Raw genomic sequence first — 26,241 nt, 5'->3', positions numbered from 1 at the left:
GTGTCCAATTCTCGAACATGCAGCCGTAAAGTGTCATACGTCTCCGACCCAGCCACATCCGGCCGAGGGACGCACGGCTGCGTTCACATCCCCACCCGCGCGGCTGGTGCGGGACGACGGTTGGAGATCACATGCAGCACGAGACCAGAGGCGTCACCCGCTGGCGCAGATCCGCGTTCCTCGCCGTGCCCGCCACGGCGGCCGTCGCCGCCATGGCCACGGCCATGGTGCAGGGCGCGCTCGCCGCGAACCTCTCGCTGACCAGCGTCCCCTTCACCCTCAGCTCGAAGACGGTGGCGGCGCCGCAGGGCATCGGCGCGGTCATGCACACCATCGACGCCGGCGGGGCCAAGGGAGCCGCCGAGGTCGGCATCGCCAAGGCCGGCCTCGACGGCATCTGCGTGCACGCCGTCCAGTCCGTCAACCTCCCGGTGATCGGCAGCCTCGGCACCTGGTCGCTCAACATCTCGTCGCCGGCGGCGGCCACCCCGCTCACCAGCGACCAGCTCGTCGCAGGCGGCGGACTCCAGGCCAACAAGCTGGTCCTGGACGCCCAGTCGCTCAAGGCCGCCACGGCCACCCTCAACGCGAGCGACGCCACGCCGAACGTCATCGGCGCCGCCGCCGACGGCGCCGGGATCAAGGGCACGGGCATCACCGACGGCACCCCGGGCCAGTTCGGCCTCGATGCCACCGGTGGCCGTACCGACATCAAGAACCTCAACGCCGACGCCAACGGCGCCACGATCTCGGGCGCGATCACCCTGCCGGACCTCGCCATCGGCATCGCCCACGGCGACAAGGGCTGCTGAGCCGGCCGGACCCGCACCGTACGGCCCCTCACCGCCGTACGGCCCGTCACCACCGGCCGGACCCGCACCCTTCGGCCGCGACCGCCGGCCGGGGTCCGTACTCCTCTTGGGCCACGGACCCCGGCCCCCACCCGCCCACGACCCTCACCTGCGAGGCCCTCATGACCATCGATCCACCGCCCGAGCCGACGCCCGGTCCCGAGGAGCTCGCCCCGGCGCCCTCCGCGGACCCGGTCGCGCGGACCCGCGGGGCCCGCGCGGCCTTCCGGCGCTGGCGTCGTACCCGGCCGTTCTGGGCGACGGTCTGGACCGCGCTCGGCGGATTCGTCATCTTCTTCCTGCCGATGGCACCGCTCGGGAAGATCCTCCAGGTCGGCGTCGGAGGGATCGCGGGCATGGCGGGCGGCGTCGTCCTCATGGCGATGGCCCTGCTCATGCTGCTGCTGCCCGGCCAGCGGCACACCGCCGGCGTCATCGCGGTGATCGCGGGGGTCGCCTCGTTCCCCCTGTCGAACCTCGGCGGACTCTTCGTCGGCATGGTCCTGTCCGTCCTCGGCGGGTCCATGGCCTTCGCCTGGCTCCCCGAGAAGCCCGCCAAGCGGAAGGGCGGTCTCTTCCGCCGGACGCGGCCGGCCGGCGTATCCGTGGGGAGCGGATCCGTATGACGCAGAACCCGTTCAGCACCCGCCGCGTCGGCCCGGCCCTCGCTCGGATGCGTACCACCGGAACCCGTGCCGCCGCCGACTGGAACGCCCGGATGCTCGCCGAGGCGGCCGACGGCACCCGGCGCGGCACCCGCTGGGGGCGCGGCGCGCTCGCCCTCGTCCCCTCCGCCCTCGCCGTCGGCGCCCTCGGCGCCGCGCTCGCGCAGGGCGCGCTCGCCGCCAACTTCAGTGTCGCGGGGCAGCCGTTCACCCTGACGTCCAACGGCGTCGAGGGCAGTGGTTTCGGCGCCATCGTCAACACCCCGGCCGTCGGGCGCCCCGACGGCAGCACCACCACCAACACCGCGATGGCGCGCGTCGGTTTCGCGAGCGCCGGGCTCGCCGGGCTCTGCGGGATCGTCCACCAGTCCATCGCGGGAGTCCCGTACTCGCTGCTCCTGACAGGTGGCCAGAAGGTCACGGCCACCCCGCCGACCGCCTTCACCACCGACATCGACGCCTCGAACCTCTACATCCAGGCGACCGAGCTCCAGGCCTACGGACCGACCACCCTCCAGAACGCGGTGCTCGGCCAGTCCGCCGACCAGGTCACCGTCGCCGGCAAGCCGCTCACGGGCGCCCTGCCGGGCGGATTCGGGCTGGGCTCGGCGGGTGGCGAGGGCGGCAGCTCCATCAAGCTGCACGGACTCAACGCGACCGCGTACGACGCCGAGATGGCGGGTGCGCTCGTGCTGCCCGACCTGAGGATCAGGGTCGTCGCGGGAACGGCGACCACATGCTGAGCCGGCCGGCGCACGCGTACGCGTGGTTCCGGGCCTTCCGCCGTACGCGGCCGTTCTGGGGCGGGGTGTGGCTGGTCGCCGGGGGCTGGACGGTCCTCAAGTTCTCCCTCAGCTCCCTGCAGCTGATCGTCAGCACGGGCTTCGGCGCGGTGGCCGGCTACCTCGTCGGCGGCGGGATGATCCTGTGCGGCCTCATCCCGCTGGCACTGCCCGGCCAGCGCTACACCTTCGGACTCATCGGCGCGGTCCTCGCGGTCGTCTCGCTCGTCGTCTCCAACCTCGGCGGCTTCCTGCTCGGCATGGCCCTCGGCGTCCTCGGCGGTTCCATGATGGTGGGCTGGGGCGCCAAACGGCCCCGCCGCCGGGCGGCGGTGGAGGTGGAGGGGTGAGGGGCCGCGCGGTGCCGTCGGCCGGGGCGCGGCGCAAGGCGGCTGCGGTCACGGCCGTGCTGCGCAAGGCCGTCGCTGGCACCTCCGTGCGGCGCGAGGCCGTCGCCGTGAGCGCGGTGCGGCGCAAGGCCGTCGCCGTGACCGCCGCCCTCGTCCTCGCCGTCGTCACCGCCCTCTGGTCCGGGCAGCCGAGCCGCGCCGCCGGAACGGCGGCCGCCGTCGAGCCGATGGGCGTGCCCTTCCTGCCCTCCCCGGACCCGCTCCACGTCACCATCGCCAGCATGGTCGCCGTATCCATGACCGTAGAGAAGAACGTCACCATCCGGCTCTCCGACGGCACGACGCGCGTCACCAACCAGTACACCTTCACCAAGCTCAAGATCCGCTCGCACATGAACGTGACGCAGCGGGCGGCGGGTCACACCGTCACCATCGACGTCCCCGGCGAGGGCTCCCTCGGCGGCTACGACAGCGCGGGCAAGCCCGAGACGACCACGATGTGGGGCAGCATCTCCAGCGTCTGCGTCCGCGTCCTCGTCAAGATCTGCGGCGTGCAGGGACTCCTCGACTTCTTCGGCTCGCTCATCCCGCTCACCGCGGGGGCCGAGGACTTCGTGGGGGACGTCTACGCGATCCGTACGGTCGACGACCACGCGGCTCTCGATTCCACCGACAACCCCGTCCACCTTCCCGGAACCATCACGGTGACCATGCCATGAGCCCCGAACCCGACGTGAGCCCCGAGCCAGACACGGGCCCCGAGCACCGCCCCGAGCACCATGAGAGCCCTGTGAGCCGCGGCCCGGAAGGGCGTACGCACTGGCGGCGGTCCCTCGCCGTCGCCGTGCCCGCGCTCCTGGCGGCCGGCGGCCTCGGCTCCGCCATGGCGAGCGGCGCGCTCGCCGTCGGCCTGCAGATCCAGGACCGGCCCGTGGACTTCACGACCAGCAGTCTGTACGGCACGCAGTACGGCGCCGCAGTCGTCGACCAGACCGTCGTACGGCCCGACGGCTCGACCGGATCCGTACGGGTCCTCCGCATGGGGTTCGCGGACGGGATGCTCAACGGCCTCTGCCTGAGCAGGCCGCAGCAGATCGCGGGAGCCCCGTACACGTTGCTCCTCACCCTCGGCGACGACAACCCCGGCTCCTGGGAGATCAGGACGAAGAACACCGTCCTCGACCTGCGGAACGCCACAGGGGTCCTCGACATGGACGGCATCGTCGACCTCAACACCGACGGCGCCGACGTGAAGACCGTCAAGGACGCGAGCGGGGCGTACGTCGTGAACCCGCTGAACAGCCCGCGGCACCGCTTCGGCATCCAGGCGCGGTACGCCAAGTTCGACCGGATCGTCGGCACCGCCCAGGACTTCCAGATCCCGGGCCTCCTCACCACACCGAAGCTCAAGCTCTCCGTACGACCGGGCACCGTCGCCTGCCCCGCCCCGGCGGCGCCCACCGGGACACCGGGCACCCCGTGATACCCGGGCCGCCTCCCCGTCCGTCGGGGTTCCGTATCTGACGGGCCGTGCGACCTGGCAGACTGCGGGCCTCACGGTCGTCTCCCCCTTGTCGTGAGCGGACCGCTCCACCGGGGAAGCGGCAAGCGACTCCTGGAGGCCCACCATGGCGCAGCAGCCCGGACAGCCGGCGGTCCGCACGAGCGGACGGCCCCGCCGGCCACCGCACCGGCCCGGGAGCGGGGCGAGCGCCCGATGACGCTGTGCCCCACCCGGCGCGCCGATCCCGGCGCGTTCGTCGTCCGGAGCGCGCCCGCCGTGCCGACCGCGGCCGTGCTGCTGCTCCACGGGGGCCGCGCCGACGGCCCCGAGCCGCCGCCCGCCCTCAACCTGCCCGCGCTGCGCATGCGGCCCTTCGCCGCCGCGGTGAGCCGGGCCGTCCGGGGCCGGGACGTGCTGATCGCCGAGGTGCGCTACCGCCACCGGGGCTGGAACGGGGAGAGCGCCGACGCCGCAAGGGACGCCGAGAGCGCGCTCGTACGCCTCCGGGAACAGGCCGGGCCCGTCCCCGTCGTGCTCGTCGGCCACTCGATGGGCGGCCGAGCGGCACTCGCCGCCGGGGGAGACCCCGCCGTCCGAGGTGTCGTCGCCCTGGCGCCCTGGTGCCCCACCGACGAGCCCGTCGACCACCTGGGCGGTCGGCGCCTCTACCTGCTCCATGACGAGAGCGACCGCGTCACCTCGGCCCGCGCGTCCTGGGACTTCGTCCGCCGGGCCCGCGCCGCGGGCGCGGACGCGGCGGGCATCCCGATGCCGACGGGCGGCCACGCGATGCTGCGCGGCGCCCATCTGTGGCACCGGCGGGCGGCCGAACTCACGGCGGCGCTGTTGTCGCACGGGTGAGGGGCGCGAGCGGCGCGACCGGGTGCGGGTGGGGGCGACGGTGCGGACGTGGGCGATGGTGCGGGTGCGGCGGTGAGCCGGAAACCTGGATCCGGGGCTTGAAGCTGCCGCAACGGAAGCTCCTACCGTTCTGAGCAGGGCCGGAGCGACCGGCCCGGTGACGCACTCGTGAGGGGAGGCGGCAATGGCCTGGCCCACCGCGGAGGTCGCCCGGATGTCGGGCGTGACGGCCCGGACCCTGCGGCACTACGACGAGATCGGACTGCTGCCGCCGCCGTGGACCGGCACCAACGGCCACCGTTACTACGAGGAGGCCCAGCTGCTGCGACTGCAGCAGATCCTCGTGCTGCGGGCGCTGGGTCTCGGACTGCCCGAGATCGGCGAGGTCCTGGCCGAGCAGGTCGACGAGGTGGAGGCCCTGCGGGACCACCACCGTCGCCTGCTCGCCGAGCGCGACCGGCTCGGTGCCCTGGCCGCCACCGTCTCCCGCACGATCGTCGAACTGGAGCAGTCCAGGAAGGACGGCAGACCCATGAGCGGAATCAACCGGCCGGAGAACCTCTTCGAGGGCGTGCGACCCTCCCAGTACGGGGACAACCTGCGGGAGTTCCCCGAGCTCGCCGACGCGGTCGCGCGCCACGGCTCGACGCTGAGCGACGACCGGATCGAGGCGGGGCACCGCGAGCGCACGGCCCAGATGATCCGCCTCGCGGAGCTGATGGTCGCAGGAACGCCTGTGCACGCCGAGGCGGTCCTGGCCGAGATCGAGGCCCAGTACGAGGGTCTGACCGAGCTCCGCGCGGTGTCCGCCGAGGAGTTCCGCGCGATCGGGCGCTCCTGCGTGACGAACGAGCAGTGGCGCACGGCGTACGAGGCGATCGCACCGGGCCTGGCCGTGTACCAGCGGGATGCGATCGAGGCCTACGCCACGAGCCGGCTGGACCCCTAGGGCGTGATCAGGCCCGCGCACGCCGCCCGCGTCGCCGCGTGAACCGCGCGGGCCAGGCGGGCGCCCCACAGGGAGCGTGGGCCGGCGAAGGGCTCGGCTTGGGTGCCGGTGCCGGTGCCGGTGCCGGTGCTGGGGACGGTGTCGGTGTCGGGGCGGGGGCCGGTGCCGGGGCGGGTGACGCTGCCGGGGCCGGGGCCGGGGCTCGGGCTGGGCCTGGGGCCGGTGGGGATCGGGGCCGCCACGCAGACCGCGTCCGTCGGTGTGCCCGAGGCGTTCGCGCCGAGTTCCACCAGGGCCTGCACCTTCGCCTCGGTGGCGGTCGCCACCGCGTTCACGAGGGCCGCGTCCGTGAGGGGGACCGGCAGCGACACGATGATGTTGATCGTGCCGGGGCGAGGGATCGTGACGCCGCCGACGCCCGGTGCCGCCGCCCAGCCCCGTACGCCTATCCCCGCGGTGACCACCGCCCGCACCCCGCCGTCCTCCGCATGACACCGGTCCGCGACCGAGGCGGCCGTCATCAGACCCACGCCCGCTCCGGTGAGCCCCGCCCCGGCGGCCAGGTCGCGGAGGTGGGCGACGGCATCGAGCCGGTCGTAGCCGGGCGGTACCTGGGCGTTGATCACCCACTCCCGCTCGCCGATGCCGCCGCCGAGCACCGCGCTCGACACCATGCGGACGCCCGGCCCCGGCGCCCACACGAGGAGGGGCCAGTCTCGGCCCTGTTCCGTGTGGGTGAGCAGAGCCGCGTCGGCGAGAGACGTGCTGGTCAGGAGGGTTCGCGTAGGCACCCCCGCACCCTAGGGGGTGCCTTGTAGATCAGGCGAGGCCGTCCCAGCCCCAGCGCGGTGTGGGGCCGGGTGCGCCGAGGTCCGTGCCGGGCGCGGAGGCCGAGACGTCCTTGGCGATGCGGGTGCCCCAGTCGAAGTACTCCACCACCCGGCGGCGCAGCAGGGCGTCGTCCGGCAGCTCCTTCTCCACGGCCGCCGTCATCAACTCCATCCAGCGCAGCCGCTGTTCCTCCGTGATGCCGAGCCCGAGATGGGCGCGGAGCAGGGCCTGGTGCCCGCCGAGCTCCGCCGTGAACTCGGCGGGGCCCGAGAACACCTCCGCCAGCCACACGGCGACGTGCTCCACATGGGCGGCGGTGAAGTCGGCGAAGACGGGGGCGAGGAGGGGGTCGGCCAGGACCCCCTCGTAGAACGTCTCGGAGAGCCGGCGCAGCGCGTCGGCGCCGCCCACGGCCTCGTACAGGGTGTTCGTGTGCTCGGCGGTCATGGAGGGCCTCCGGATCCGGGGTGTGTCCCCCCAGCTTTCACACAACACCACCCGGATCCAAGGATGTTCGCTATCGGCGGGGCGCCTCGGGTGCGCGGTGTCCCAGGGCTCCGGCGGCCGGCGGCGACGCGGCTGCCTCAGCTCCACGGAGATCGCCGCCCGCATCGGCTCGCGGGCGTGGTCCAGGGTCGGCGCGCCGCTCGGCCGGCGCGTGCTGAGTCCCTCCGTGAGGGCGGTCATGCGCTGCGCGGACGCCGTGGGCGTCGGCGCGGGAACGGCCGGGCAGGCCTCGGCCGGCAGCGCCGCGGCGTCGCGACGCAGCGCCGGAGCAGGCCCGCGGAGACCCTGACGGGAGATCATGTCGGCGCCCCTTCCTCGCCGGAGGGGTGCGTGTCCGCCCGGCCGCTCCCGGTGTAAATTGGCGAGATCGCCGCGGCCTGAACGCAAAAAGGCCGAACCTTTGATTGCTTGGTTCAGCCCTGGGATAACCTGGGAAAATGCTAACAGAGGTCACTGCAACCCGCTATGTCACGCCCTTGCGTGAGGGTGGCTCGCTCCCCGGGATCGTCGAGGCCGACGACCTCGGCACCTACGTCATGAAGTTCACCGGCGCCGGCCAGGGGCGCAAGACCCTGGTCGCCGAGGTGATCTGCGGGCAGCTCGCCCGCCGGCTCGGTCTGCGGGTGCCCGAGCTCGTCACCATCCAGCTCGACCCCGTCATCGGACTCTCCGAGCCCGACCAGGAGGTGCAGGAGCTGCTGAAGGCGAGCGGCGGGCTCAACCTGGGCATGGACTACCTCCCCGGCTCGCTGGGCTTCGACCCGCTGGCGTACGAGGTGGACCCCGTCGAGGCCGGCAAGGTCGTCTGGTTCGACGCGGTGATCAACAACGTCGACCGGTCCTGGCGGAACCCGAACATGCTCGTCTGGCACGGCGACCTGTGGCTCATCGACCACGGCGCCACCATGATCTGGCACCACAACTGGCCCGGCGCCCAGGCGTCCGCCGCCAAGCCGTACGACGCCTCCGACCATGTGCTCGCCCGCTACGCGCCCGACATCGCCGCCGCGGCCGCCGGACTGGCCCCGCTCGTCACCCGTGAGCTGCTCGACGAGGTCGCCGCCGACGTGCCCGACGAGTGGCTCGTCGACGAGCCCGGCTTCGACAGCACGGACGAGGTCCGCGCCGCCTACGTCGCGGCGCTGCTGCCGCGCGCCGCCACCATCCACGAGCGGATCACGCTCGGCCCGCGGACCGAGAGCCGCCCGCAGCAGCCGCCCGGCTGGCTCGCCGAGCGCCTCGCGCCCCGGACGCACTCCACCGAGAAGGACAGCACCCCATGACCGACCGTGATGTCTTCGAGTACGCGCTGCTGCGTGTGGTCCCGCGGGTCGAGCGCGGGGAGTGCTTCAACGCGGGCGTGGTCGTCTACTGCCGCGCCCGTTCCTACGTGGCCGCCCGTACGCACCTGGACGAGGCGAAGCTGTCGGTGCTCGACCCGGCGGCCGACGTGACCGGGGTTCGGGCCGCCCTGCGCGCGGTCGAGGGGGTCTGCCTGGGGGGTGACGCCGCCGGCCAGGCCGCGGGCGACGACGCCGGACGGCGCTTCCGCTGGTTGATCGCGCCGCGCTCCACGGTCGTCCAGCCGGGGCCGGTCCACACCGGCCTCACCGCCGACCCGGAGGCCGAGGTGGAGCGGCTGCTCGACCTCCTCGTGCGCTGACCGCCCCCGCTCTGCGACGGGGAGTGACCGGGTGCACCCGGTGGGCCGTTGACACCGGGTGCCAGGGCTTCTAGCGTCTCGTTCTGCGGACGATACTAAGCGGTCGCTCATGTGCGGGACGCAGGAGCGGGTGACCGGTTCGACCGCGACCAGGGACGATCCAAGGGCGAGGAGAACCAAGCATGTCCACCACCGAGCAGCGCGTAGCCGTCGTCACGGGTGCCGCACGGGGTATCGGAGCCGCCACGGCGCTCCGCCTCGCGGCCGAGGGCCGCGCCGTCGCCGTACTCGACCTCGACGAGGCGGCCTGCAAGGACACCGTCGAGAAGATCACCGCCGCGGGCGGCACCGCCCTCGCGGTCGGCTGCGACGTCTCCGACAGCGCCCAGGTGGAGGCCGCCGTCGCGCGCGTCGCCGCCGAGCTCGGCGCGCCGACCATCCTCGTCAACAACGCGGGCGTGCTCCGCGACAACCTGCTCTTCAAGATGTCGGAGTCCGACTGGGACCTCGTCATGAACGTGCACCTCAAGGGCGCCTTCCTGATGGCGAAGGCCTGCCAGAAGCACATGGTGGACGCGGGCTTCGGCCGGATCGTCTCGCTCTCCTCCTCCTCGGCCCTGGGCAACCGCGGCCAGGCCAACTACTCGGCCGTGAAGGCCGGTCTGCAGGGCCTCACCAAGACCCTGGCCAAGGAGCTCGGCAAGTTCGGCATCACCGCCAACGCCGTCGCCCCGGGCTTCATCGTCACCGAGATGACCGCGCAGACCGCCGAGCGCGTCGGCATGGGCTTCGAGGACTTCCAGGCCGCCGCCGCGTCCATGATCCCGGTGCAGCGGGTCGGCCGCCCCGAGGACGTCGCCAACGCGATCGCGTTCTTCACCGGCGACGACGCCGGCTTCGTCTCCGGCCAGGTCATGTACGTGGCCGGCGGCCCGCTCAACTGACGACCGGCATCGAGAGGAGCACGGCAGACATGACCGCACAGGCACGGCCGGAACCGTCCGGCAAGGTCGCTCTCGTCACCGGCGCCAGCCGGGGCATCGGCTACGGCATCGCCGAGGCGCTCGTCGCCCGCGGCGACCGGGTCGTCATCACCGGACGCGGCGAGGAGGCCCTCAAGGAGGCCGTGGAGCGCCTCGGTGCCGACCGGGCGATCGGCGTCCCCGGCAAGGCCCACGACGAGGCGCACCAGGCCGCCGCCGTGGAGGCGGCGATGGACGGCTTCGGCCGGGTGGACTTCCTGATCAACAACGCCGGTACGAACCCGGTCTTCGGTCCCATCGCCGACCTGGACCTCGGGGTGGCCCGCAAGGTCTTCGAGACCAACGTGGTCTCCGCGCTCGGCTTCGCCCAGCGGACCTGGCACGCCTGGCAGAAGGAGCACGGCGGGGCGATCGTGAACATCGCCTCGGTCGCCGGCGTCTCCGCCTCGCCCTTCATCGGCGCGTACGGAATCAGCAAGGCCGCGATGATCAATCTGACCATTCAGCTGGCCCATGAATTCGCCCCGCTCGTGCGGGTCAACGCGATTGCCCCGGCGGTCGTGAAGACGAAATTCGCGCAGGCGCTGTACGAGGGCCGGGAGGCGGAGGCCGCCGCCGCCTACCCGCTCGGCCGGCTCGGGGAGCCCGAGGACATCGGTGGCGCGGCCGCCTTCCTCACCTCGTCCCAGTCGGAGTGGATCACCGGACAGACCCTCGTGGTCGACGGCGGGATTTTCCTGAACGCCGGAGTCGGGTGACCGATAATCGGACACTTTCCGGATTTCGTGTCCGGATTGACCCCGGTTATACGTCGAATGCCTTAAGTGCCCCGTCAGGCTCGAACATTGACCTGACGGGGTGCTGCGGTATCGTCGGCCGACCCGTGGCTGAACGAGGAGCGTGCACGTGTTCAACCGGACCAGTCTGCAGGCCGCTGCAGCCCTTGTGTCCATATCCCTGGTAACCGGATGCAGTGTCTTCTCTGACAGTGATTCGGCCGGGGATCAGAGAATCGTCGTCGGTACGACGAGCTCTCCCACCACGCTTGACCCGGCTGCCGCCTGGGACAATTCCTGGGAGCTCTTCCGGAATGTCTTCCAGACCCTGGTGAGTTTCCCGACGGGCAGCACGACCCCGGATTCCGACGCCGCGGAGTGCAAGTTCTCGGACACGTCCAGCCGGGTCTTCGAGTGCAAGCTCCTGGAGGGCCTCACGTTCTCCAACGGGCACAAGCTGGACGCCAAGGCCGTGCAGTACTCGATCGAGCGCATCCGCACGATCAACCACAAGGGCGGCCCGAACGGCATGCTCGGCTCGCTCGACAAGATCGAGACCGTCGGCGACCGGACCGTCGTCTTCCGGCTCAACAGGTCGGACGCCACCTTCCCGATGGTCCTCGCCACACCGGCGATGTCCCTCGTGGACCCGGCCGAGTACCCGGCCGACCGGCTCCGCGCGGACGGCAAGCTCACCGGCTCCGGCCCGTACGTCCTCGACTCGTACACCGAGCGCGAGTCGGCGGAGCTGACCAAGAACCCCACCTACAAGGGCTTCGCCGACCGTAAGAACGGCGGCGTGACCATCCGGTACTTCGACGAGTCCGAGGCGATGGTCGCCGCGCTCAAGAAGAAGGAGATCGACGCCACCTACCGCGGCCTCACCGCCGAGGAGGTCGTCGAGCTCCAGGACGACAAGCCGGAGAACCAGGGCCTGCAGATCGTCGAGTCGACCGGCGCCGACATCCGCTACCTGGTCTTCAACACCCAGGACCCCACGATCGCCAAGCCCGCGGTCCGCAAGGCCATCGCCCAGGTCGTCGACCGCGACGAACTGGTCAGCAAGGTCTACCAGGGCACCGCCGAGCCCCTGTACTCCATGGTGCCCAAGGGAATCGCCGCCCACACCACCAAGTTCTTCGACCGCTTCGGCGACCCGGACGCCAAGAAGGCCAAGAAGATCCTCCGCGAGGCCGGCATCACCGAGCCCGTCGAGCTGAAGTTCTGGTACACGACGGACCGCTACGGCTCCTCGACGGCCGCCGAGTTCAAGGAGCTCAAGCGCCAGCTGGAGGAGACCGGCCTCTTCAAGGTCGCCATCGAGGGCAAGCCCTGGAAGGACTTCCAAGCGGGCTACCAGAAGGGCGAGTACCCGGTCTTCGGCCGCGGCTGGTTCCCCGACTTCCCGGACCCGGACAACTTCGTGGCGCCGTTCGTCGGCAAGGAGAACGTCCTCGGTACGCCGTACGTGAGCCCCAGGATCACCGGCGAACTGCTCCCGAAGTCCCGCCGCGAGAGCGACCGCGGGACCGTCACGGACGAGTTCGTGGAGGCCCAGGAGATCATGGTCCAGGACGTCCGGCTGCTGCCCCTGTGGCAGGGCAAGCTGTACATCGCGGCCCGTGACGACATCGGCGGCGGCGAGGGCGCGCTCGACCCGCAGACCGTCATGCAGCTCTGGGAGCTGAGCCGCCGGGCCAGCTGGTAGGACCCGGCCGGCGAGGAGCGGAGAGCCTGTGGGGGCCACTGTCAGTGGCCCCCGGTAGGTTCGTGGACGGAGTAAAGGAACGTCCACCGGAGGTTGTTGACCGTGACCGACACCAGCATGCTGCCCGAGTCCTGGCGGGGAGTCCTCGGCGAGGAGCTGCAGAAGCCGTACTTCGCGCAGCTCACCGAGTTCGTCGAGGAGGAGCGCGCCAAGGGACCGGTCTTCCCGCCGAAGGACGAGGTGTTCGCCGCCCTCGACGCCACCCCGTACGACAAGGTGAAGGTCCTGATCCTCGGCCAGGACCCCTATCACGGCGAGGGGCAGGGGCACGGCCTCTGCTTCTCGGTCCGGCCCGGGGTGAAGACCCCGCCCTCCCTGCGGAACATCTACAAGGAGATGCAGGCCGAGCTCGGCCACCCCGTCCCGGACAACGGCTATCTGATGCCGTGGGCCCAGCAGGGCGTCCTCCTGCTCAACGCCGTGCTGACCGTCCGCTCCGGCGAGGCGAACTCGCACAAGGGCAAGGGCTGGGAGAAGTTCACCGACGCGGTGATCACCGCCGTCGCCTCGCGCCCCGACCCCGCCGTCTTCGTCCTCTGGGGCAACTACGCCCAGAAGAAGCTGCCCCTCATCGACGAGGAGCGGCACGTGGTGGTCAAGGGCGCCCACCCCTCGCCGCTCTCGGCGAAGAAGTTCTTCGGATCGAAGCCCTTCACCCAGATCGACGCGGCCGTCGCGGCCCAGGGACACGAGCCGATCGACTGGCGCATCCCTGACCTCGGCTGAGCCTCGGCCCGATCCGGCCCCGGTGCGGCTAGCGTCGGCTCTCCCAGTGGGTGAGCGGGTGGAGGTCGCGGTGACCGAGCAGCAGCAGGTGTCGGACGACGGGGTCATGACCAGGATCGGGCAGGCGATGATGCTGCTCCACGGCGGCGACCGCGAGGAGGCTCGGAACCGCTTCGGGCTGCTCTGGCAGCAGATCGGCCCGGACGGGGACCCCCTGCACCGGTGCACCCTCGCGCACTACATGGCGGACGCCCAGGACGACCCCGACACCGAGCTGGCCTGGGACCTGCGGGCCCTGAGCGCGGCGGAGGGGCTCGCGGGAGAGCGGCTCGCCGAGCACGGCTCCGCGGTAGCCCTCCGGGCGCTGTACCCCTCGCTCCACCTCAACCTGGCCGCCGACTACGTCAAGCTCCAGCGTCCCGACGCCGCGCGGGTCCATCTGGACCGGGCCCGCGCCGCCTCGGACCACCTCGACGACGACGGCTACGGGAACGGCGTACGGGCCGCCATCGAGCGCCTGGAGCTGCGGCTCCGGGGAGTGTGAGGGCCGAGGGGCCTGCACAGGCCACTCGCCCGGGAGCCTCAGTGGCCGTACGTGCCGTGGCAGATGCGTGACGGGTCGCTGTCGGGCGCCCAGCCGCTGTAGCGCTCGCCCAGGTCGCAGACGTCCGCCCGGGAGACCGGTGCGTTCCTCGGCAGCCCGGCCGGTTCCGCCGGCGGTTCGGGCAGCGGCGGCCGGGTCTCCGGGCGCGGACGCTCACGCTGCCGCGGTACGGACTCGGGGCGCGGCGCCTCCGGGCGGGGCGGAGCCGCTTCCCGCAGGCGCGGCCCGGGCGAGGGCGTGGCGCGGGGCGCGGCGGACGGCGGGGGACCGGGGAGCGCCGCTTCGAGGGCTTCCAGGGCCGGTCCCTCGACGATCTGCGGGGCCACGTCCTGGCCGGGGCGTACGGTCTCCGCGACGGGCGCGTGGACGGGCGCCGGCGGCGGGGTGTCCACCGAGACGCAGCCCGCGAGGGCGGCCACGGCAGCCCCGACCAGGATCTTCGCTGTTGTTCGGGTTCCATGCACCCGCGCAACTCTGCTGGCCAGACGGTGATCTTCGCGCCCCTACCGGAGCGGAATGCCCCGCACGGGTGAGCGGCGCGGGACCGGCCTTGACCCCGTCGGCGCGCGGGCGGGAATGCGATCCCGGTCGCGCGGTGGCACGCCACGGGATCACGTGGTCAGGGGGACGGATCCCGGTCGGTCCGCGGCGCGTGGACGCTCAGTCGCCGGTCGCGCCGTCGATCCGCTCCCGGACGAGGTCCGCGTGGCCGTTGTGCCGGGCGTACTCCTCGATCATGTGCAGATAGATCCAGCGCAGGTTGAACTGCCTCCCGCTGTGGTGCTCGCCCTCGCCCAGGTCGTCGAGACCGCGCGTGGCGGCCACGGTGCGGGCGTGGGCGATCGCCGCCTGCCAGGTCGCGTGGGCCTCCTCGTAGGTGTCCTCGTCGGTGAGGTGGAAGTCCCGGTCGCGGTCCTCCTCGGTCGAGTAGATCCAGCCGGCCTTCTCGCCCGCCAGGACATTGCGGAACCAACCGTTCTCGACCTCCGCCATGTGGCGGACGAGGCCGAGCAGACTGAGCTCCGACGGCGGGGCGGACAGGGTGCGCAGCTGGGTCTCGTCGAGCCCCTCGCACTTCCTCGCGAGGGTCGCGCGATGGAAGTCGAGCCACTGCTCCAGCGCCTCGCGCTCGCCCGAGGTGGTGGACGGGTCGACACGGGGGACGGTTTCGGTGCGTTCGGAGGTCATGCGCGGCATCGTCCCCCACGATCACCGGCCGCGCCACTGCTTTCCCCGCGCCCCGGGCCGGTGCCGCCGCCGAGCATGCCGCGCAGCAACTCGTCGAAGCCGGTGCGCAGTTCCGCGCGGCTCGGCACCGCCGCGTGGAAGGAGCCGGCGGCGCAGGAGAACATCAGCCCCTCGCACCAGGCGATGAGGGAGAGCGCGTGACGCTCGGGCTCGGACGAGCCGGCCGCCGCGGTCATCGCCACCAGGGGGCCGTGGAAGACGGAACCGGCGGCGTCGAAGAAGGCGCGGAGCTCGGGGCGGCGGGTCGCCTCCAGGGCCAGCTCGTAGCGGGAGACGAGCAGGGCGCGGTGGTCGGTGAGATAGCGGTGCAGGGCGAGGGAGAGCGCGTCCACGAGGGTGTCGGTGCCGATGGGCGCCCCCACCGGGGCTCCGTACGGCGCCCCGTCCCGCGCCCCTTCCGTTTCCCCGGGTCCGGCGGCGCCCGGCAGCTCGTCCGGGGTCAGGACCTGGGACTCCAGCTGTACCTGACGTCGTACGGCCGTCTCCAGGAGCGCCTGGCGGGTGCGGGCGTGGTTCGACGTCGACCCCTGCGGCAGCCCCGCCCGCTCGTCCACCGCCCGATGGGTCAGCCCCCGCATGCCGCGCTCGACGAGGAGGTCGAGTGCGGCGTCGCCGATCCGGTCCGCACGGGAGGCGGGGGAGGCGGATGTGCCGGAAGAGTCGGGAGTGCTCGAAGCCCCGGAAGAGCCAGGGGAGCCGGCAGGGCCGGGGGAGGCAGCGGAGGGCGTCGCTGAGGTCATGAGGACAACCTACAACCGGCGCTTCCCGCATCACTACATCTGTAGTACGGTCATGTCACCGGACGTACTACAGATGTAGTTCCCTGATCCGAGGAGCAGCCGTGGAACAGCACCATGCAGTGGTCGTCGGAGCCGGCATCGGCGGACTCACCGCCGCCGTCGCCCTCCACCGCGGCGGTTGGCGGGTCACGGTCCTGGAGCGCGCCGCCGACCTCGCCCCCGTCGGCGCCGGCATCGGACTGGCCCCCAACGCCCAGCGCGCCCTGGACGTCATCGGCCTCGGCGACCGCGTCCGCGCCCTCGCCGCCTGGCAGGGCGACGGAGGCATGCGCGCCCCCGACGGCCGCTGGCTCGCCCGTACGAACGCAAAGGACGCCGCCGAGCGCTTCGGAGGGCCGCTCGTCCTCCTCCACCGGGCCACCCTCGTCGACATCCTCACCTCGGCCCTCCCCGACGGGGCCGTCCGCACCGGAGCCGCCGCCACGCTCGTCGACCCCGGCGACGACCACCGCCCCGCCCGCCTCGCCACCCCCGGCGGCGAGATCGAGGCCGCGCTCGTCGTCGCCGCCGACGGCATCCGCTCCGCGACGCGCCACGCCCTGTTCCCCGGGCACCCCGGCCCGCGGTACGCCGGCTGCACCACCTGGCGGGTCGTCGTCCCGGCCCCCGAGCGGCCGTTCGCCCCGCACGAGACCTGGGGCGCCGGACGCCTGTGGGGGACGCAGCCCCTCAAGGACGGCAGGGTCTACGCGTACGCGATGGCGGCCGCCCCCGCCGGCGGCCGGGCGCCCGACGACGAGAAGGCCGAACTCCTGCGCCTGTTCGGCGACTGGCACCACCCCGTCCCCGAGATCCTCGCCGCCGCGGACCCGGCGCAGGTCCTCCGCCACGACGTCCACCACCTGCCCGACCCGCTGCCGGCCTTCCACCGGGGGCGGGTCGCGCTCCTCGGCGACGCCGCGCACGCGATGATGCCGAGCCTCGGCCAGGGCGGGAACCAGGCGATCGAGGACGCCGTCGTCCTCGCCCACCACGTCGGCCCCGCCGCCGGAACCCACCACACCGCCCCCGCGCCCGACTTCGTCCCGACCCGCGCCCTCGCCGCGTACACCGCCGACCGCCTTCCCCGTACCACCGCCATCGTCCGCAAGGCCGCCCGCACCGGAGCGGTCACCCTGCTCGCGGCCCGCCCCGCCGTCGCGCTGCGCGCCACGCTCGTCAGCGCGGTCTCCCGGTTCGGCCCGGGCCTCGTCCTGCGCGGTTTCGACGGCATCGCCGACTGGCGGCCGCCGGTGGCCCCGCCCCGGTCCGCGTAAGCTGACCAGCGCGAACGGCCCACCCGCACAGGGCCTGTGGACACGACGAAGGAGAACCCGTGAAGGTTGGCTGCATCGGACTCGGCGACATCGCGCAGAAGGCCTACCTTCCGGTCCTCGCCACCCTCCCCGGGGTCGAACTCCACCTCCAGACCCGCACCCGCGCGACGCTCGACCGGGTCGCCGACACCCTCCACCTGCCCGCCGCGCAGCGCCACGGCGACCTCGACTCGCTGCTCGCCGCCGGACTCGACGCGGCCTTCGTCCACGCGCCGACCGCCGCCCACGCCGAGATCGCCGGCCGACTCCTGGACGCGGGCGTCCCCACGTACGTCGACAAGCCCCTCGCCTACGAGTACGCCGAGTCCGAGCGGATCGTGGAGCTGGCCGAGAAGCGCTCGGTCGGCCTCGCCGTCGGCTTCAACCGGCGCCTCGCCCCCTCGTACGCCCAGTGCGCCGAGCACCCGCGCGAGCTGATCCTCCTGCAGAAGAACCGCGTGGGCCTGCCCGAGGACCCCCGTACCCTCGTGCTCGACGACTTCATCCACGTCGTCGACACCCTGCGGTTCCTCCTCCCCGGCGAGATCGAGCACGTCGACGTGCGCGCCCGGATCCGAGAGGGGCTCATGCACCACGTCGTGCTCCAGCTCTCCGGCGACGGGTTCACCGCCATCGGCATGATGAACCGGATGAACGGCTCCACCGAGGAGATCCTCGAGGTCTCCGGGCAGGACACCAAGCGCCAGGTCGTCAATCTCTCCGACGTCGTCGACCACAAGGGCCAGCCGACCCTGCGGCGGCGCGGCGACTGGGTGCCGGTGCCCCGCCAGCGCGGTATCGAGCAGGCCGTACTGGCCTTCCTCGACGCCGTACGCGACGGGCGGGTGCTCAGTGCCCGGGACGCCCTGCGGACCCACGAGCTGTGCGAGCGCGTCGTGCGCGAGGCGCTGATCCAGGCCTCCTGAACGCGCCCGCGCCCTCGGCGGCACACACCGCGCCCACCACGGCGAGCGCCCCGTACAAGGGCCAGTCGCCCCAGCGGACGTAGCCCGTCGTCGAGTCCGAGAGCGGCAGCTCGCGGACGGCGACGGCGCTCGCGTCCGTGCCGAGCACGGGTCCGATCCTGCGCCCGTCGGGGCCGTACGCCGCGCTGACCCCGGTCAGCGTCGCGTGCGCGACGGGCCGGCCGGTCTCCGCGGCCCGCAGTGCCGCCAGGGACGCGTGCTGGGCGGGCGCCCAGCTCTCCTGGAAGGTGCTGGTCGACGACTGGACGACGAGGAGCCCGGCCCCGTCGCGCACGAGGTTCCGGCTCATGTCGGGGAAGGCGGACTCGAAGCAGATGAGCGGGCCGATCAGCGGTTCCCGAGCGCTGCCGCCGATGACGTCCCCGCTGCCCTCGCGCGTACCGTCCCCGCCGCCGTCGCCCGTGGCCGGCAGCCTCATCACGACCGGTGCGGTGCCCCGCCGGCGGTCCTCGTCGGCGGCCTTGCCGAACGACGTCACCCAGCCCAGGACCCCGCGCGCGGGGATGTACTCGCCGAACGGCACGAGCCGCATCTTGTCGTAGCGCTGACCCGTGAGCCCCGCCGGACCGACCAGGACGGCACTCTTGAAGATGCCCGGGCGGTCGGCCCGCCGCGCGTCCACATTGACCAGGAGCGGCGCGTCGACCTCCCGTGAGAGGGCGGTGAGCCGGGCGGCGATGTCGGGCCGGCCGGCCGGATCGGCGCCGACGCCGCTCTCGCCCCAGACCACCAGATCGAGACGCTGCCCGGCGAGCGAGCGGGTCAGCTCCTCGGCACGGTCGAACCGCCGCTCCGCGCCGTCCGCCCCGTCGAACACCCCCGGCTGTACGAGGGCCACCCGCACCGTCCCGCTCACGCGCGGCGCCCCCACCCCCCAGGCGGCCGTTCCGGCCACCAGCGCGCAGCCCGCGAGCCCCGCGACCCCGACGGTGCGCAGCCCCGGCGCGGCCACGAGCAGGGCCACGGCCGTGTTCACCGCCACCACGAGCGCCGTCACCAGCCACACCCCGCCGACCGAGGCGAGCCGCAGCGCGGCAGGCACCTGCCACTGGCTCGCCCCGAGCAGCCCCCAGGGACCTCCAAGACCCTCCCAGGAGCGCACCAGCTCGATCAGCAGCCAGCCGGAGGGCAGCGCGACCAGGGCGGTGGCGGCCCGCAGCGCCGACGGCGCGCCACCGATCAGGGACCGCACGAGCCAGGCCCACGGCAGCCACAGCAGGCCGAGCAGCGCGGAGAGCGGCAGCAGGAAGACGTGCAGGCTGGGCAGCAGCCAGTGATGGACGGCGAACACGAAGCCGATCCCGCCCAGCCAGCCGTCCAGGGCGGCCCGGCCGGCGCCCGGAGCCGTACGGATCAGGAGAAGCCAGGGGACGAGCGCCAGGTACGCCCACCACCAGAGCCCGGGGGCGGGGAAGGCGAGCGCGGGCAGCGCGCCGCAGCCGACGGCGAGCAGGGAGCGGGCGAAACCGCGCCGACGGGACCGGCCGTCTCGGTCGTGGCCCGGGGCGTGCTGCGGGGCGGGGTCCTGCTCCCGCTCCGGCTCCGGGGCGGGGTCCCGACCCGGCTCCCGCTCCCGGTCTCGTCGTCGTACGAACGGATTTCGCATGGCATGCCTCCGCCCTTGCCTTCAGTGTCGGGCGTGACCGGGTCCGGCGCGGCTCGGGCGGTCCGCCGTGGTGACCGGGGCGTGAGGATCCCAGGGGAGCGGCGGCAGCGGGAGCCGGTGGTGGCGGTCAGCCGTGCCTGCGCCACCGTTCGTCGACGACGACCGACGTCAGCCGCCAGCCGTCGGCGGTCCGCACCGCTCCGAACGCGTAGCGGCCCCCGCAGACGAAGTCCTCGCCGGAGGTGAAGCGCATCGGATTGACGTAGTCGGCGCGGATCTCCGCCGTGTCCCCGATCTCCGGGTACCCGGCCGGGCCGCGGAAGTCGACGCGGCGGTTCACGATGAGGTGCTGCCGTACGGGAAAGAGCGTCAACGTCTCGGCGAGCCAGTCGGCCACCTCGGTCGCCGGGCCCTCGACGCCGCCCGAGCCCCGGTAGTCGGCCCTGCCGTCCGGGGAGAACAGCGCCCGGTAGGCGGTCCAGTCGGCGTCGTCCACGGCCGCCGCGTACCCGGTGATCAGGTCGTCGACGGCGAGTCGGTCCATCACGGTCGCGAGGTCCACGCGCTGCGTCATCGGATCAGTCTCGGGCAGGCCGGTACAGGGGCCAAGGGGCGTGCGCGGGGGAGTTCCCGGACGCGGTCATACTGGCCGGATGCGCGTGAACATCGATCCCGAACTGAGCGACCGCACCTCCTTCTACCGGCTGCTCACCGCCACCGTCGTGCCGCGGCCGATCGCCTGGGTCTCCACGTCCTCGGCGGACGGGACGGACAACCTGGCCCCGCACTCCTTCTTCACCATCGCCTCGGTCACGCCGCCGGTCGTGCAGTTCACCTCGGTGGGGCGCAAGGACTCGCTGCGCAATGTGGAGGAGACGGGGGAGTTCGTCGTCAACCTCGCCCCCGAGGGGCTCTTCGAGCAGATCAACGCGACGGCGACGGACTTTCCGCGCGGGGTCAGCGAGTTCGACGCCTGCGGCGTCGAGCGCGAACCGAGCCTCCGCGTGAAGCCGCCGCGGGTGGCGGCGTCGCCGGTGGCGCTGGAGTGCGAGCTGCACAGCACGCTGCGGATCGGCGACTCGACGGTCGTCTTCGGCCGGGTGGTCCACGCGGCGATCGACGAGTCGGTCCTCCTCGACGGCCACCCCGAAATGGCCCTGATGCGCCCGCTGACCAGGCTCGGCAAGAACGAGTGGGGCACCCTGGGCGGCATCAGGGAGATCGCCCGCGTGCCTTACCAGGACTGACCGGAAATGCCGGGCCCTGAGAGCAGGGCCCGGCATTCGGTACGGCGGCGTCGCCGGAGGGGGACGGCTTCGTCGGGCCGCCCGGGAGGTCTGACCGGGAAGCCGCGGACTGACTGATGCCCACCAGAGCCGCTACACGCCGATCGCCGGCCGCGTCGAGCGCGCGACGGGGGTCGCGGACGGCCCCGGGAACGTGACCTCGCGTGGCCGGCCGGGACCTTCGCGGTCCCGCCGGTCGTGATCGTCGGCGTCCAGGGGGCGAGCGCGTTCCGGTCTCACGCCAGCACGGCCAACTCCGCGGCCTCGACGACCGTCAACGCCTTCGTGTCGGCCGGGTTCACGCTCATCGGCATCGGCGTCCGGCCGCCGGGGCACCGTCCACGTCCACGCGTCAGCCCCGTAGCGGGGCAGGCGCACACCTAGACTCGATACGCCGCGCCCCGTTGTCACCGTGGACGGTTACGGGTCCGCAGCGGCGCCCTACACGGTCAGCGCCGACCCGGTACCCACCGCGCTCCAGGCCGGGGACACGACCACCGTGGACAGCGCGTCGTCACCTCGGACGTCATCCTCGACCCGGCCCCGCCCGGCGGGGAACGAACCTGCTGGAGTCGTCCTGACGGCCTGTACGTCTAGTGCGCGGGCGTGAGGAGCTGCTTGCAGGTTGCCCCGTGGCGACAGAACGGGTGTCTCTGTCGCCACGGGGCCCTGTGCCTGTATGGCTACCGCGGTGCTGCCGGGGCGTGTGTGTTCGCCCGGCCGCTGGGGTGGGTGTTACGCGGGGCTGTACCTCTCGATCATGCGGACGGCGCCGAAGGTCCAGTTGCCCGCGGGGGTTTCCCAGCCGCCGACGTGGGAGTTCAGGGTGCCGTCCGTCTTGGCGGTCCAGGTCAGGGTTCTGACGCGACCATCCGCGTAGCCGTACATGCCGCCGATGTCGTCGCGGCCGTCACCGTTGAAGTCGCCGGTGACGATCTTGAGGCTGTCGCGCCAGAAGTTGCCGGCCGGGATGGTCCAGACCTCCTTGCGGCCGCCGAACGCGCCGCCGATGCCGCTCGGCGTGAAGCTGATCATGGCGTCGTGGCCGTCTCCGTAGTCGTACCACGTGACGATGTCGTCGCGGCCGTCGCCGTTGAAGTCGCCCGAGTGCAGCGAGGTGGCTTCGAAGCTGCCCCAGTCGGTGCTGGTCCAGCCGGCGAGCGGTTCGTTGAAGGCGCCGGTGGGCTTGGCGGTGAAGGTGAACAGGGTGGTGTCACCGTTGTCGTAGCCGTAGAAGACGCCGATGTCGTCGCGCCCGTCGGCGTTGTAGTCGCCGCTGGTGAACTTCATGTTCGGCACGTACCAGCCGTCGGCCCGGTAGAAGGAGGAGAAGGGGTAGTTGAAGCCTCCCCTCACGTCGGCGGTGAAGGTGAACAGCTTGTCGCTGCCGTCTCCGTAGGCGTACCAGGTGGCGATGTCGTCGCGGCCGTCGCCGTTGAAGTCACCGGACTGGACGTGGATGGCGTCGAAGTTCCAGTGTCCCGCGGGGACCTGCCAGGAGACGAACGGGGCGTTGAAGTTGCCGTCGCCCTTGCCGAGCCACGTGCGCAGGTTCATGTGGCCGTCTTCGTAGCCGTAGAACGCCGCGATGTCACCCACGCCGTCGCCGTTGAAGTCACCGGTGGTGTGCTTCATGTTCTCGGCCCAGTAGTTGCCGGCCGCGGCCGACCAGGCGTGCTGGGGGGCCTTGAAGGTGCCGTCCGCGTTGGTGGTGAAGGCGTGGATCTCGTCGTGGCCGTCGCCGTAGTCGTACCAGTCCGCCATGTCGCTGCGGCCGTCACGGTTGTAGTCGTGCCGTACCGCGGTGCCGCTGGACCAGAGCGACTGCGTCTTGTCGTTGTAGACGGTGAGGTCCCCGGAATCCCGGAGCATGGTGAAGCCCTCGCCGGCGTTGGCGGCTCCGGTGGTCCACAGACGCTTGTTGTCGGCGTTGTAGACGGAGAGGTTGCCGTTGTCCTCGACTCGGGCGACGGCGCCGGCGGTGCCACCGGTGCTGGACCATACCTTCTTTCCGGCCCTGGTGGTGATGAACAGGTTGCCGTCCGTGCCCAGGGTGAGCGTGCTCGACTGGGAGGTGACGGAGCTGCCGGGGTTGATGATGGTGCCGGGCACGAGGCGGACGCCGCCGGTGACGCCGTCGATGGTGAACGGGACGTCGAACCCGGTGAGGCTCGTGGGTGATCCCTTGCCGCGCCAGCCGATCATGGTGTTGTCGGCCCTGCGGGCCCACAGGTCGGTGATCTTGTCCCCGTCCATGACACCGTCGCCGGTGCCGTCGCCGTCGAGGTCGCCGGACGTGCCGATCTGCGGGTACAGGGACTTCTTGAGACCGCTGCCGATCTTGACCCGGTCGTTGCCCCAGGTGGCAAAGTTGATCTTGTTGGCGGCGGGGTCCTTGGCGCCGTGCGAACGGAAGAGATCGCCGGTCGCGTCGTCCCGGAGGAGGAGGTCGGGCAGCTTGTCCCCGTTGATGTCCCCGGCGGAGACGACGGTGTACTTGCTCCAGTCCATGCCGATGTCGCCGACGGGGACGGGGAGCCCGCGCGGAGCGCTCAGGATGTCGGTGCTGCGGGCGCCGCGGTAGAAGTACAGGGCGCTGCCCTGCTTGACGAGGACGTCGGGCGCGCCGTCGTCGTCGAAGCTGCCTCCGACGATCTGGTCGGCGTCGAACCAGTGGTTGTTGGATTCCCGGGAGACCCGCAGGGTGTGCGGTCCTTCCTGGGTGTCGACGAGTCCGGAACCGTAGTTCCTGTAGACCTGGAGCTGCTTGCGGTTGTTGTCGTTGGGGTTGGGCACGAGGGCGAGGAGGTCGTTGTATCCGTCCTGCTGCCAGTCGCCGACGGCCGAGACCTGCTGGCCAGGGAAGACCGCGTCGCCCGAGGTCGCGTTCACGGCCGAGAACTCTCGGTTGCCGTTGCCGGTGTAGGCGATGAGCGTGCCGCTGCTGTCCGGGCTCCAGATGTCCTTGAACCGGTCGCCGTTGAGGTCGTTGGCCTCATCGCGGGCCAGTTCACGGTTGGCGTAGTACAGGTAGGTCCCTGTGTCGGAGCGGTTGCCCGCCGCGTCCATGCCGTAGGCGTAAATCAGGCGCGGACCCGCCGCGGGGATCGTCACCTCGCCCGTGAAGATCCCGTTGGCCGGCGTGGCCGTACGGACGTCAGGATGGGTGTCGGTCCACCAGAAGATCTTCGTGACGCCGTCCGCAGGCGCCGGCTTGAAGGTGAAGACGGCCTTCTTGCGGGCGAGTCCCGTGGAGTCCGGCCAACCGTCGGTGCCGGGCGGGTAGACGGGCTTCCCGTTGACGAGCGGGGAGATGATCTCCGGCGGGGACTTCGGCCGCTGGCGGTCCAGCTTGAAGGCGCACGGGGCGTTCTTCCAGCCGGAAGAGGCGTTGTCGGAGTCGGTGGTCCTCACGCGCCACGTGTAGCTGACGCCGGAGCCTCCGGGCGTCATGGACACTGGGACGGCGAGGGTGGCGACGCGGCCGTTGAGGGCGGGGACGGTCTTCGTGAACACGCGGGTGCTGGTGCCGCTCTTGTTCTCGTAGAGCTCGAACTCGGCGGTGAGGTTGCCGCGGTCCTCGTCCGTGATCGTGGCGTACAGGCTGACGGTCACGTTGCCGAGGTTTCCGCCGCTCGCGCACGGAGTGACAGGGCTGGTGCCGAGCTTGCTCGGGAGGTCCGGGGCGGTGTTGTACTTCGTCTCCAGGACGACGGTCTTCGGGTCGAACTTCTTCCAGCCGAAGGTGTCGTCCTCATCCGCGTACAGACCGAAGGTCACGTCGTCGGCGCCCGCGGCGGCCTTGCTCCTGACCCAGTTGGTCGCGTCGAACTCGAGGTTGCCGGCGGGGCACGCCGAGGAGGAGCCGTCCGGGGGCACCCAGCCCTTGGCGTCGTTGACCGTGTCGAGGGGCGAGCTCGTCAGCTTGCCCGGCTGGTTGCCCCAATTGGTCTTGGAGTTGATCTCGCCGGTCGGGTAGAGGTACAGCGCCCGTGCCTGGCAGGACCAGGACCAGGTGTTCTTCACCCGGAAGGTCGCCGACTTCACCTGGGTCTTCTTCAGGTGGGAGATGTCCAGCTGGAAGAAGGAGCGGGAGATGCGGTCGGAGCCGCCGGTCTGTGCCTCGTAGCCCACCCGGACGGGGTCCTTGGCGTTCCAGTACGAGTTCTTCGGCCAGGCCTTGTAGACGCGGGTCCAGTTCCACTTCTGGCGGTCGCCGTAGCCCCAGCTGGGGTCGATGTAGACCGGGTAGGTGGTCTCGGCGCCGGTCAGCAGGTCCTGGTCCGGGGTGATGGTGAGCGTGTCCGACGTCAGCTCGGTGGGCATGACCGCGTCCTGCGCGCCCAGACCCGGGTCGAAGGTGTCCTCGCCCTCGGCTGCCGGGGTGGTCCCGCCGGCGTCGGCGGTCAGGGCCATCGCGCGGCGCAGCGTGGTCGCCGCGGCCGGCTGGCTCGCCGTCGTGGTGGAGTCCCACATCATCGGTGCGGAGCTGGAGAAGACGATCTGACCGGCCGGGTCCAGGGCCGTCAGGCTAGCGGTCTCGGCGTCCTTCGCGACCGTCAGACCGTCGGTGTCGATCCCGAACTGCAGTTGGGCGAGCCGGGGGTTCTGCGCGGCCTCCGGGGTCTTGACGACGAAGACCTGGGAGAAGCCCTCGACCTCTGCCTTCAGTTGGAGGTCGACGCCGGGCAGCACCTCGGCGTACGTGGCGACGTTGCCGTCGAGTGTCGGTGTCGGCAGCGCGGTCGGCCAGGTCAGCGACAGGCTGCGGCCGTCCTTGGAGCCCTGGAGCAGTGGTGTGGTGCCGCCGCCGGAGAACTTCACGGCGATGTTGGTGGCCTTGGTGACCACGGAGCCGTCAGCAGCGAACATCAGGTTCGGGTCGGCCGCGACCCATCCGCCGTCCCGCCACAGCCAGACGGGCGTTCCGTGCTCGGTGACCTGGAACCCGCCGTCGGGCTGAGCCCAGGTCTCGGAGCTCTCCGTTCGTCGGGAGAGGACCTCCTGAGGCTGGCCCGTCGCGGCGGCCTGCTGGAGGGCGTAGTCCTCCTCGCTCAGGGAGCCGTTGGCCACCGGATCGTCCGACGCGACAGACGTGGCGACGGAAGGCGCCCCGGTGGGCGTGACGCTCGCTGCGGGGGCGACCGCGAGCACGGAGGTCAGCATGGCTCCGGCCAGCGCCCCAGGTATCAGGCGGGCC

At 72.1% G+C, this 26,241-nt stretch carries 26 protein-coding genes; 18 read left to right on the top strand and 8 right to left on the bottom strand.

Annotated features, from left to right (window positions below):
- Positions 1-131: 131 nt before the first annotated feature.
- From ACIP8Z_RS04985 to ACIP8Z_RS04950, 8 genes are all read left to right on the top strand, one after another.
- A complete protein-coding gene (locus tag ACIP8Z_RS04985; RefSeq protein WP_402078760.1) occupies positions 132-812 on the top strand; it encodes a cholesterol esterase in 681 nt (226 codons plus the stop codon).
- 161 nt (positions 813-973) lie between these two features.
- Positions 974-1,477, top strand: a complete 504-nt coding sequence (locus ACIP8Z_RS04980; protein WP_402078759.1) for a DUF6114 domain-containing protein — start codon at positions 974-976, stop codon at positions 1,475-1,477.
- Positions 1,474-2,259 carry a DUF6230 family protein gene (locus ACIP8Z_RS04975; protein WP_402078757.1) on the top strand — a complete coding sequence of 262 codons (786 nt, stop codon included), beginning with the start codon at positions 1,474-1,476 and terminating at the stop codon, positions 2,257-2,259. The genes ACIP8Z_RS04980 and ACIP8Z_RS04975 overlap by 4 nt, the downstream gene beginning before the upstream one ends.
- The gene (locus ACIP8Z_RS04970; RefSeq protein WP_319311487.1) at positions 2,253-2,648 is read left to right on the top strand and encodes a DUF6114 domain-containing protein; all 396 of its coding nucleotides are present in this window, start codon (positions 2,253-2,255) and stop codon (positions 2,646-2,648) included. Before ACIP8Z_RS04975 ends, ACIP8Z_RS04970 begins: the two co-directional genes overlap by 7 nt.
- Positions 2,645-3,367 carry a hypothetical protein gene (locus tag ACIP8Z_RS04965; protein ID WP_402078754.1) on the top strand — a complete coding sequence of 241 codons (723 nt, stop codon included), beginning with the start codon at positions 2,645-2,647 and terminating at the stop codon, positions 3,365-3,367. The genes ACIP8Z_RS04970 and ACIP8Z_RS04965 overlap by 4 nt, the downstream gene beginning before the upstream one ends.
- Complete coding sequence (locus ACIP8Z_RS04960; RefSeq protein WP_402078751.1) at positions 3,364-4,131, top strand: DUF6230 family protein; 768 nt, start codon at positions 3,364-3,366, stop codon at positions 4,129-4,131. The genes ACIP8Z_RS04965 and ACIP8Z_RS04960 overlap by 4 nt, the downstream gene beginning before the upstream one ends.
- A gap of 93 nt (positions 4,132-4,224) precedes the next feature.
- Complete coding sequence (locus tag ACIP8Z_RS04955; protein ID WP_402078748.1) at positions 4,225-5,013, top strand: alpha/beta fold hydrolase; 789 nt, start codon at positions 4,225-4,227, stop codon at positions 5,011-5,013.
- A gap of 184 nt (positions 5,014-5,197) precedes the next feature.
- Positions 5,198-5,962 (top strand): MerR family transcriptional regulator, encoded by a 765-nt coding sequence (locus ACIP8Z_RS04950; protein ID WP_402078745.1) that lies wholly within the window; start codon positions 5,198-5,200, stop codon positions 5,960-5,962.
- Here the strand turns inward: ACIP8Z_RS04950 and ACIP8Z_RS04945 are convergent.
- Together ACIP8Z_RS04945 and ACIP8Z_RS04940 are read right to left on the bottom strand one after the other, a co-directional pair.
- A complete protein-coding gene (locus ACIP8Z_RS04945) occupies positions 5,959-6,753 on the bottom strand; it encodes an adenosylcobinamide amidohydrolase (protein ID WP_402078743.1) in 795 nt (264 codons plus the stop codon). The two genes, ACIP8Z_RS04950 and ACIP8Z_RS04945, sit on opposite strands and share 4 nt — an antisense overlap.
- Positions 6,754-6,781: 28 nt before the next feature.
- The gene (locus tag ACIP8Z_RS04940; RefSeq protein ID WP_402078740.1) at positions 6,782-7,240 is read right to left on the bottom strand and encodes a group II truncated hemoglobin; all 459 of its coding nucleotides are present in this window, start codon (positions 7,238-7,240) and stop codon (positions 6,782-6,784) included.
- A gap of 497 nt (positions 7,241-7,737) precedes the next feature.
- On the opposite strand from ACIP8Z_RS04940, the gene ACIP8Z_RS04935 reads away from it, so the two are divergent.
- The 7 genes from ACIP8Z_RS04935 to ACIP8Z_RS04905 all read left to right on the top strand — a co-directional run bounded on the left by ACIP8Z_RS04935 (position 7,738) and on the right by ACIP8Z_RS04905 (position 13,760).
- Positions 7,738-8,583, top strand: a complete 846-nt coding sequence (locus ACIP8Z_RS04935; protein ID WP_402078738.1) for a HipA family kinase — start codon at positions 7,738-7,740, stop codon at positions 8,581-8,583.
- Entirely contained in the window at positions 8,580-8,963 is a 384-nt protein-coding gene (locus ACIP8Z_RS04930; protein ID WP_073902014.1) for a DUF3037 domain-containing protein, read from the top strand. The genes ACIP8Z_RS04935 and ACIP8Z_RS04930 overlap by 4 nt, the downstream gene beginning before the upstream one ends.
- A 182-nt stretch (positions 8,964-9,145) precedes the next feature.
- Positions 9,146-9,907, top strand: coding sequence for a 3-oxoacyl-ACP reductase FabG (gene fabG / locus ACIP8Z_RS04925; protein WP_319311502.1), 762 nt, complete (start codon positions 9,146-9,148; stop codon positions 9,905-9,907).
- Positions 9,908-9,936: 29 nt separating this feature from the next.
- A complete protein-coding gene (locus ACIP8Z_RS04920; RefSeq protein ID WP_319311504.1) occupies positions 9,937-10,704 on the top strand; it encodes an SDR family oxidoreductase in 768 nt (255 codons plus the stop codon).
- Positions 10,705-10,852: 148 nt separating this feature from the next.
- Entirely contained in the window at positions 10,853-12,430 is a 1,578-nt protein-coding gene (locus tag ACIP8Z_RS04915; protein WP_402078734.1) for an ABC transporter substrate-binding protein, read from the top strand.
- A 102-nt stretch (positions 12,431-12,532) separates the two neighbouring features.
- A complete protein-coding gene (ung, locus tag ACIP8Z_RS04910; protein WP_266975552.1) occupies positions 12,533-13,216 on the top strand; it encodes a uracil-DNA glycosylase in 684 nt (227 codons plus the stop codon).
- Between the two features lie 70 nt (positions 13,217-13,286).
- Complete coding sequence (locus ACIP8Z_RS04905) at positions 13,287-13,760, top strand: hypothetical protein (RefSeq protein ID WP_266975550.1); 474 nt, start codon at positions 13,287-13,289, stop codon at positions 13,758-13,760.
- A 38-nt stretch (positions 13,761-13,798) separates the two neighbouring features.
- On the opposite strand, the gene ACIP8Z_RS04900 is transcribed toward ACIP8Z_RS04905, so the two are convergent.
- The 3 genes from ACIP8Z_RS04900 to ACIP8Z_RS04890 all read right to left on the bottom strand — a co-directional run bounded on the left by ACIP8Z_RS04900 (position 13,799) and on the right by ACIP8Z_RS04890 (position 15,808).
- Positions 13,799-14,284, bottom strand: coding sequence for a hypothetical protein (locus ACIP8Z_RS04900; protein ID WP_402078731.1), 486 nt, complete (start codon positions 14,282-14,284; stop codon positions 13,799-13,801).
- Between the two features lie 196 nt (positions 14,285-14,480).
- A complete protein-coding gene (locus tag ACIP8Z_RS04895; protein ID WP_402078728.1) occupies positions 14,481-15,017 on the bottom strand; it encodes a DinB family protein in 537 nt (178 codons plus the stop codon).
- Positions 15,005-15,808, bottom strand: coding sequence for a TetR/AcrR family transcriptional regulator (locus ACIP8Z_RS04890; protein WP_402078726.1), 804 nt, complete (start codon positions 15,806-15,808; stop codon positions 15,005-15,007). The genes ACIP8Z_RS04895 and ACIP8Z_RS04890 overlap by 13 nt, the downstream gene beginning before the upstream one ends.
- Before the next feature lie 101 nt (positions 15,809-15,909).
- Here ACIP8Z_RS04890 and ACIP8Z_RS04885 point away from each other — a divergent pair, with 101 nt between their 5' ends.
- Both ACIP8Z_RS04885 and ACIP8Z_RS04880 read left to right on the top strand, forming a co-directional pair.
- The gene (locus tag ACIP8Z_RS04885) at positions 15,910-17,124 is read left to right on the top strand and encodes an FAD-dependent monooxygenase (RefSeq protein WP_402078723.1); all 1,215 of its coding nucleotides are present in this window, start codon (positions 15,910-15,912) and stop codon (positions 17,122-17,124) included.
- 59 nt (positions 17,125-17,183) lie between these two features.
- On the top strand, positions 17,184-18,089 hold the full coding sequence (locus ACIP8Z_RS04880) for a Gfo/Idh/MocA family protein (RefSeq protein ID WP_402078720.1): 906 nt from the start codon (positions 17,184-17,186) through the stop codon (positions 18,087-18,089).
- Here the strand turns inward: ACIP8Z_RS04880 and lnt are convergent.
- Together lnt and ACIP8Z_RS04870 are read right to left on the bottom strand one after the other, a co-directional pair.
- Positions 18,013-19,755, bottom strand: coding sequence for an apolipoprotein N-acyltransferase (lnt, locus tag ACIP8Z_RS04875; protein WP_402078717.1), 1,743 nt, complete (start codon positions 19,753-19,755; stop codon positions 18,013-18,015). The two genes, ACIP8Z_RS04880 and lnt, sit on opposite strands and share 77 nt — an antisense overlap.
- Before the next feature lie 127 nt (positions 19,756-19,882).
- On the bottom strand, positions 19,883-20,329 hold the full coding sequence (locus ACIP8Z_RS04870; protein WP_402078714.1) for a nuclear transport factor 2 family protein: 447 nt from the start codon (positions 20,327-20,329) through the stop codon (positions 19,883-19,885).
- 79 nt (positions 20,330-20,408) lie between these two features.
- On the opposite strand from ACIP8Z_RS04870, the gene ACIP8Z_RS04865 reads away from it, so the two are divergent.
- Positions 20,409-21,002 (top strand): flavin reductase family protein, encoded by a 594-nt coding sequence (locus tag ACIP8Z_RS04865; RefSeq protein ID WP_402078711.1) that lies wholly within the window; start codon positions 20,409-20,411, stop codon positions 21,000-21,002.
- Between the two features lie 774 nt (positions 21,003-21,776).
- Here the strand turns inward: ACIP8Z_RS04865 and ACIP8Z_RS04860 are convergent.
- Complete coding sequence (locus tag ACIP8Z_RS04860) at positions 21,777-26,207, bottom strand: FG-GAP-like repeat-containing protein (RefSeq protein ID WP_402078708.1); 4,431 nt, start codon at positions 26,205-26,207, stop codon at positions 21,777-21,779.
- Positions 26,208-26,241: the final 34 nt, after the last annotated feature.

Source organism: Streptomyces sp. NPDC088553, assembly GCF_044752965.1.
GTDB lineage: Bacteria > Actinomycetota > Actinomycetes > Streptomycetales > Streptomycetaceae > Streptomyces.
Note: the sequence above shows the minus strand (reverse complement) of the source record. Positions and strands in the feature narration are given on the sequence as shown.

Excerpts from the sequence above, each read along its gene's own strand:
- ACIP8Z_RS04975 (WP_402078757.1), top strand. The coding sequence starts at position 1,474 with ATGACGCAGAACCCGTTCAGCACCCGCCGCGTCGGCCCGGCCCTCGCT.
- ACIP8Z_RS04930 (WP_073902014.1), top strand. The coding sequence starts at position 8,580 with ATGACCGACCGTGATGTCTTCGAGTACGCGCTGCTGCGTGTGGTCCCG.
- ACIP8Z_RS04960 (WP_402078751.1), top strand. The coding sequence starts at position 3,364 with ATGAGCCCCGAACCCGACGTGAGCCCCGAGCCAGACACGGGCCCCGAG.
- ACIP8Z_RS04980 (WP_402078759.1), top strand. The coding sequence starts at position 974 with ATGACCATCGATCCACCGCCCGAGCCGACGCCCGGTCCCGAGGAGCTC.
- ACIP8Z_RS04860 (WP_402078708.1), bottom strand. The coding sequence starts at position 26,207 with ATGCTGACCTCCGTGCTCGCGGTCGCCCCCGCAGCGAGCGTCACGCCC.
- fabG (WP_319311502.1), top strand. The coding sequence starts at position 9,146 with ATGTCCACCACCGAGCAGCGCGTAGCCGTCGTCACGGGTGCCGCACGG.
- ACIP8Z_RS04985 (WP_402078760.1), top strand. The coding sequence starts at position 132 with ATGCAGCACGAGACCAGAGGCGTCACCCGCTGGCGCAGATCCGCGTTC.
- ACIP8Z_RS04935 (WP_402078738.1), top strand. The coding sequence starts at position 7,738 with ATGCTAACAGAGGTCACTGCAACCCGCTATGTCACGCCCTTGCGTGAG.
- ACIP8Z_RS04970 (WP_319311487.1), top strand. The coding sequence starts at position 2,253 with ATGCTGAGCCGGCCGGCGCACGCGTACGCGTGGTTCCGGGCCTTCCGC.
- ACIP8Z_RS04920 (WP_319311504.1), top strand. The coding sequence starts at position 9,937 with ATGACCGCACAGGCACGGCCGGAACCGTCCGGCAAGGTCGCTCTCGTC.
- lnt (WP_402078717.1), bottom strand. The coding sequence starts at position 19,755 with ATGCGAAATCCGTTCGTACGACGACGAGACCGGGAGCGGGAGCCGGGT.
- ACIP8Z_RS04895 (WP_402078728.1), bottom strand. The coding sequence starts at position 15,017 with ATGCCGCGCATGACCTCCGAACGCACCGAAACCGTCCCCCGTGTCGAC.
- ACIP8Z_RS04890 (WP_402078726.1), bottom strand. The coding sequence starts at position 15,808 with ATGACCTCAGCGACGCCCTCCGCTGCCTCCCCCGGCCCTGCCGGCTCC.
- ACIP8Z_RS04940 (WP_402078740.1), bottom strand. The coding sequence starts at position 7,240 with ATGACCGCCGAGCACACGAACACCCTGTACGAGGCCGTGGGCGGCGCC.
- ACIP8Z_RS04870 (WP_402078714.1), bottom strand. The coding sequence starts at position 20,329 with ATGACGCAGCGCGTGGACCTCGCGACCGTGATGGACCGACTCGCCGTC.
- ACIP8Z_RS04865 (WP_402078711.1), top strand. The coding sequence starts at position 20,409 with ATGCGCGTGAACATCGATCCCGAACTGAGCGACCGCACCTCCTTCTAC.
- ACIP8Z_RS04950 (WP_402078745.1), top strand. The coding sequence starts at position 5,198 with ATGGCCTGGCCCACCGCGGAGGTCGCCCGGATGTCGGGCGTGACGGCC.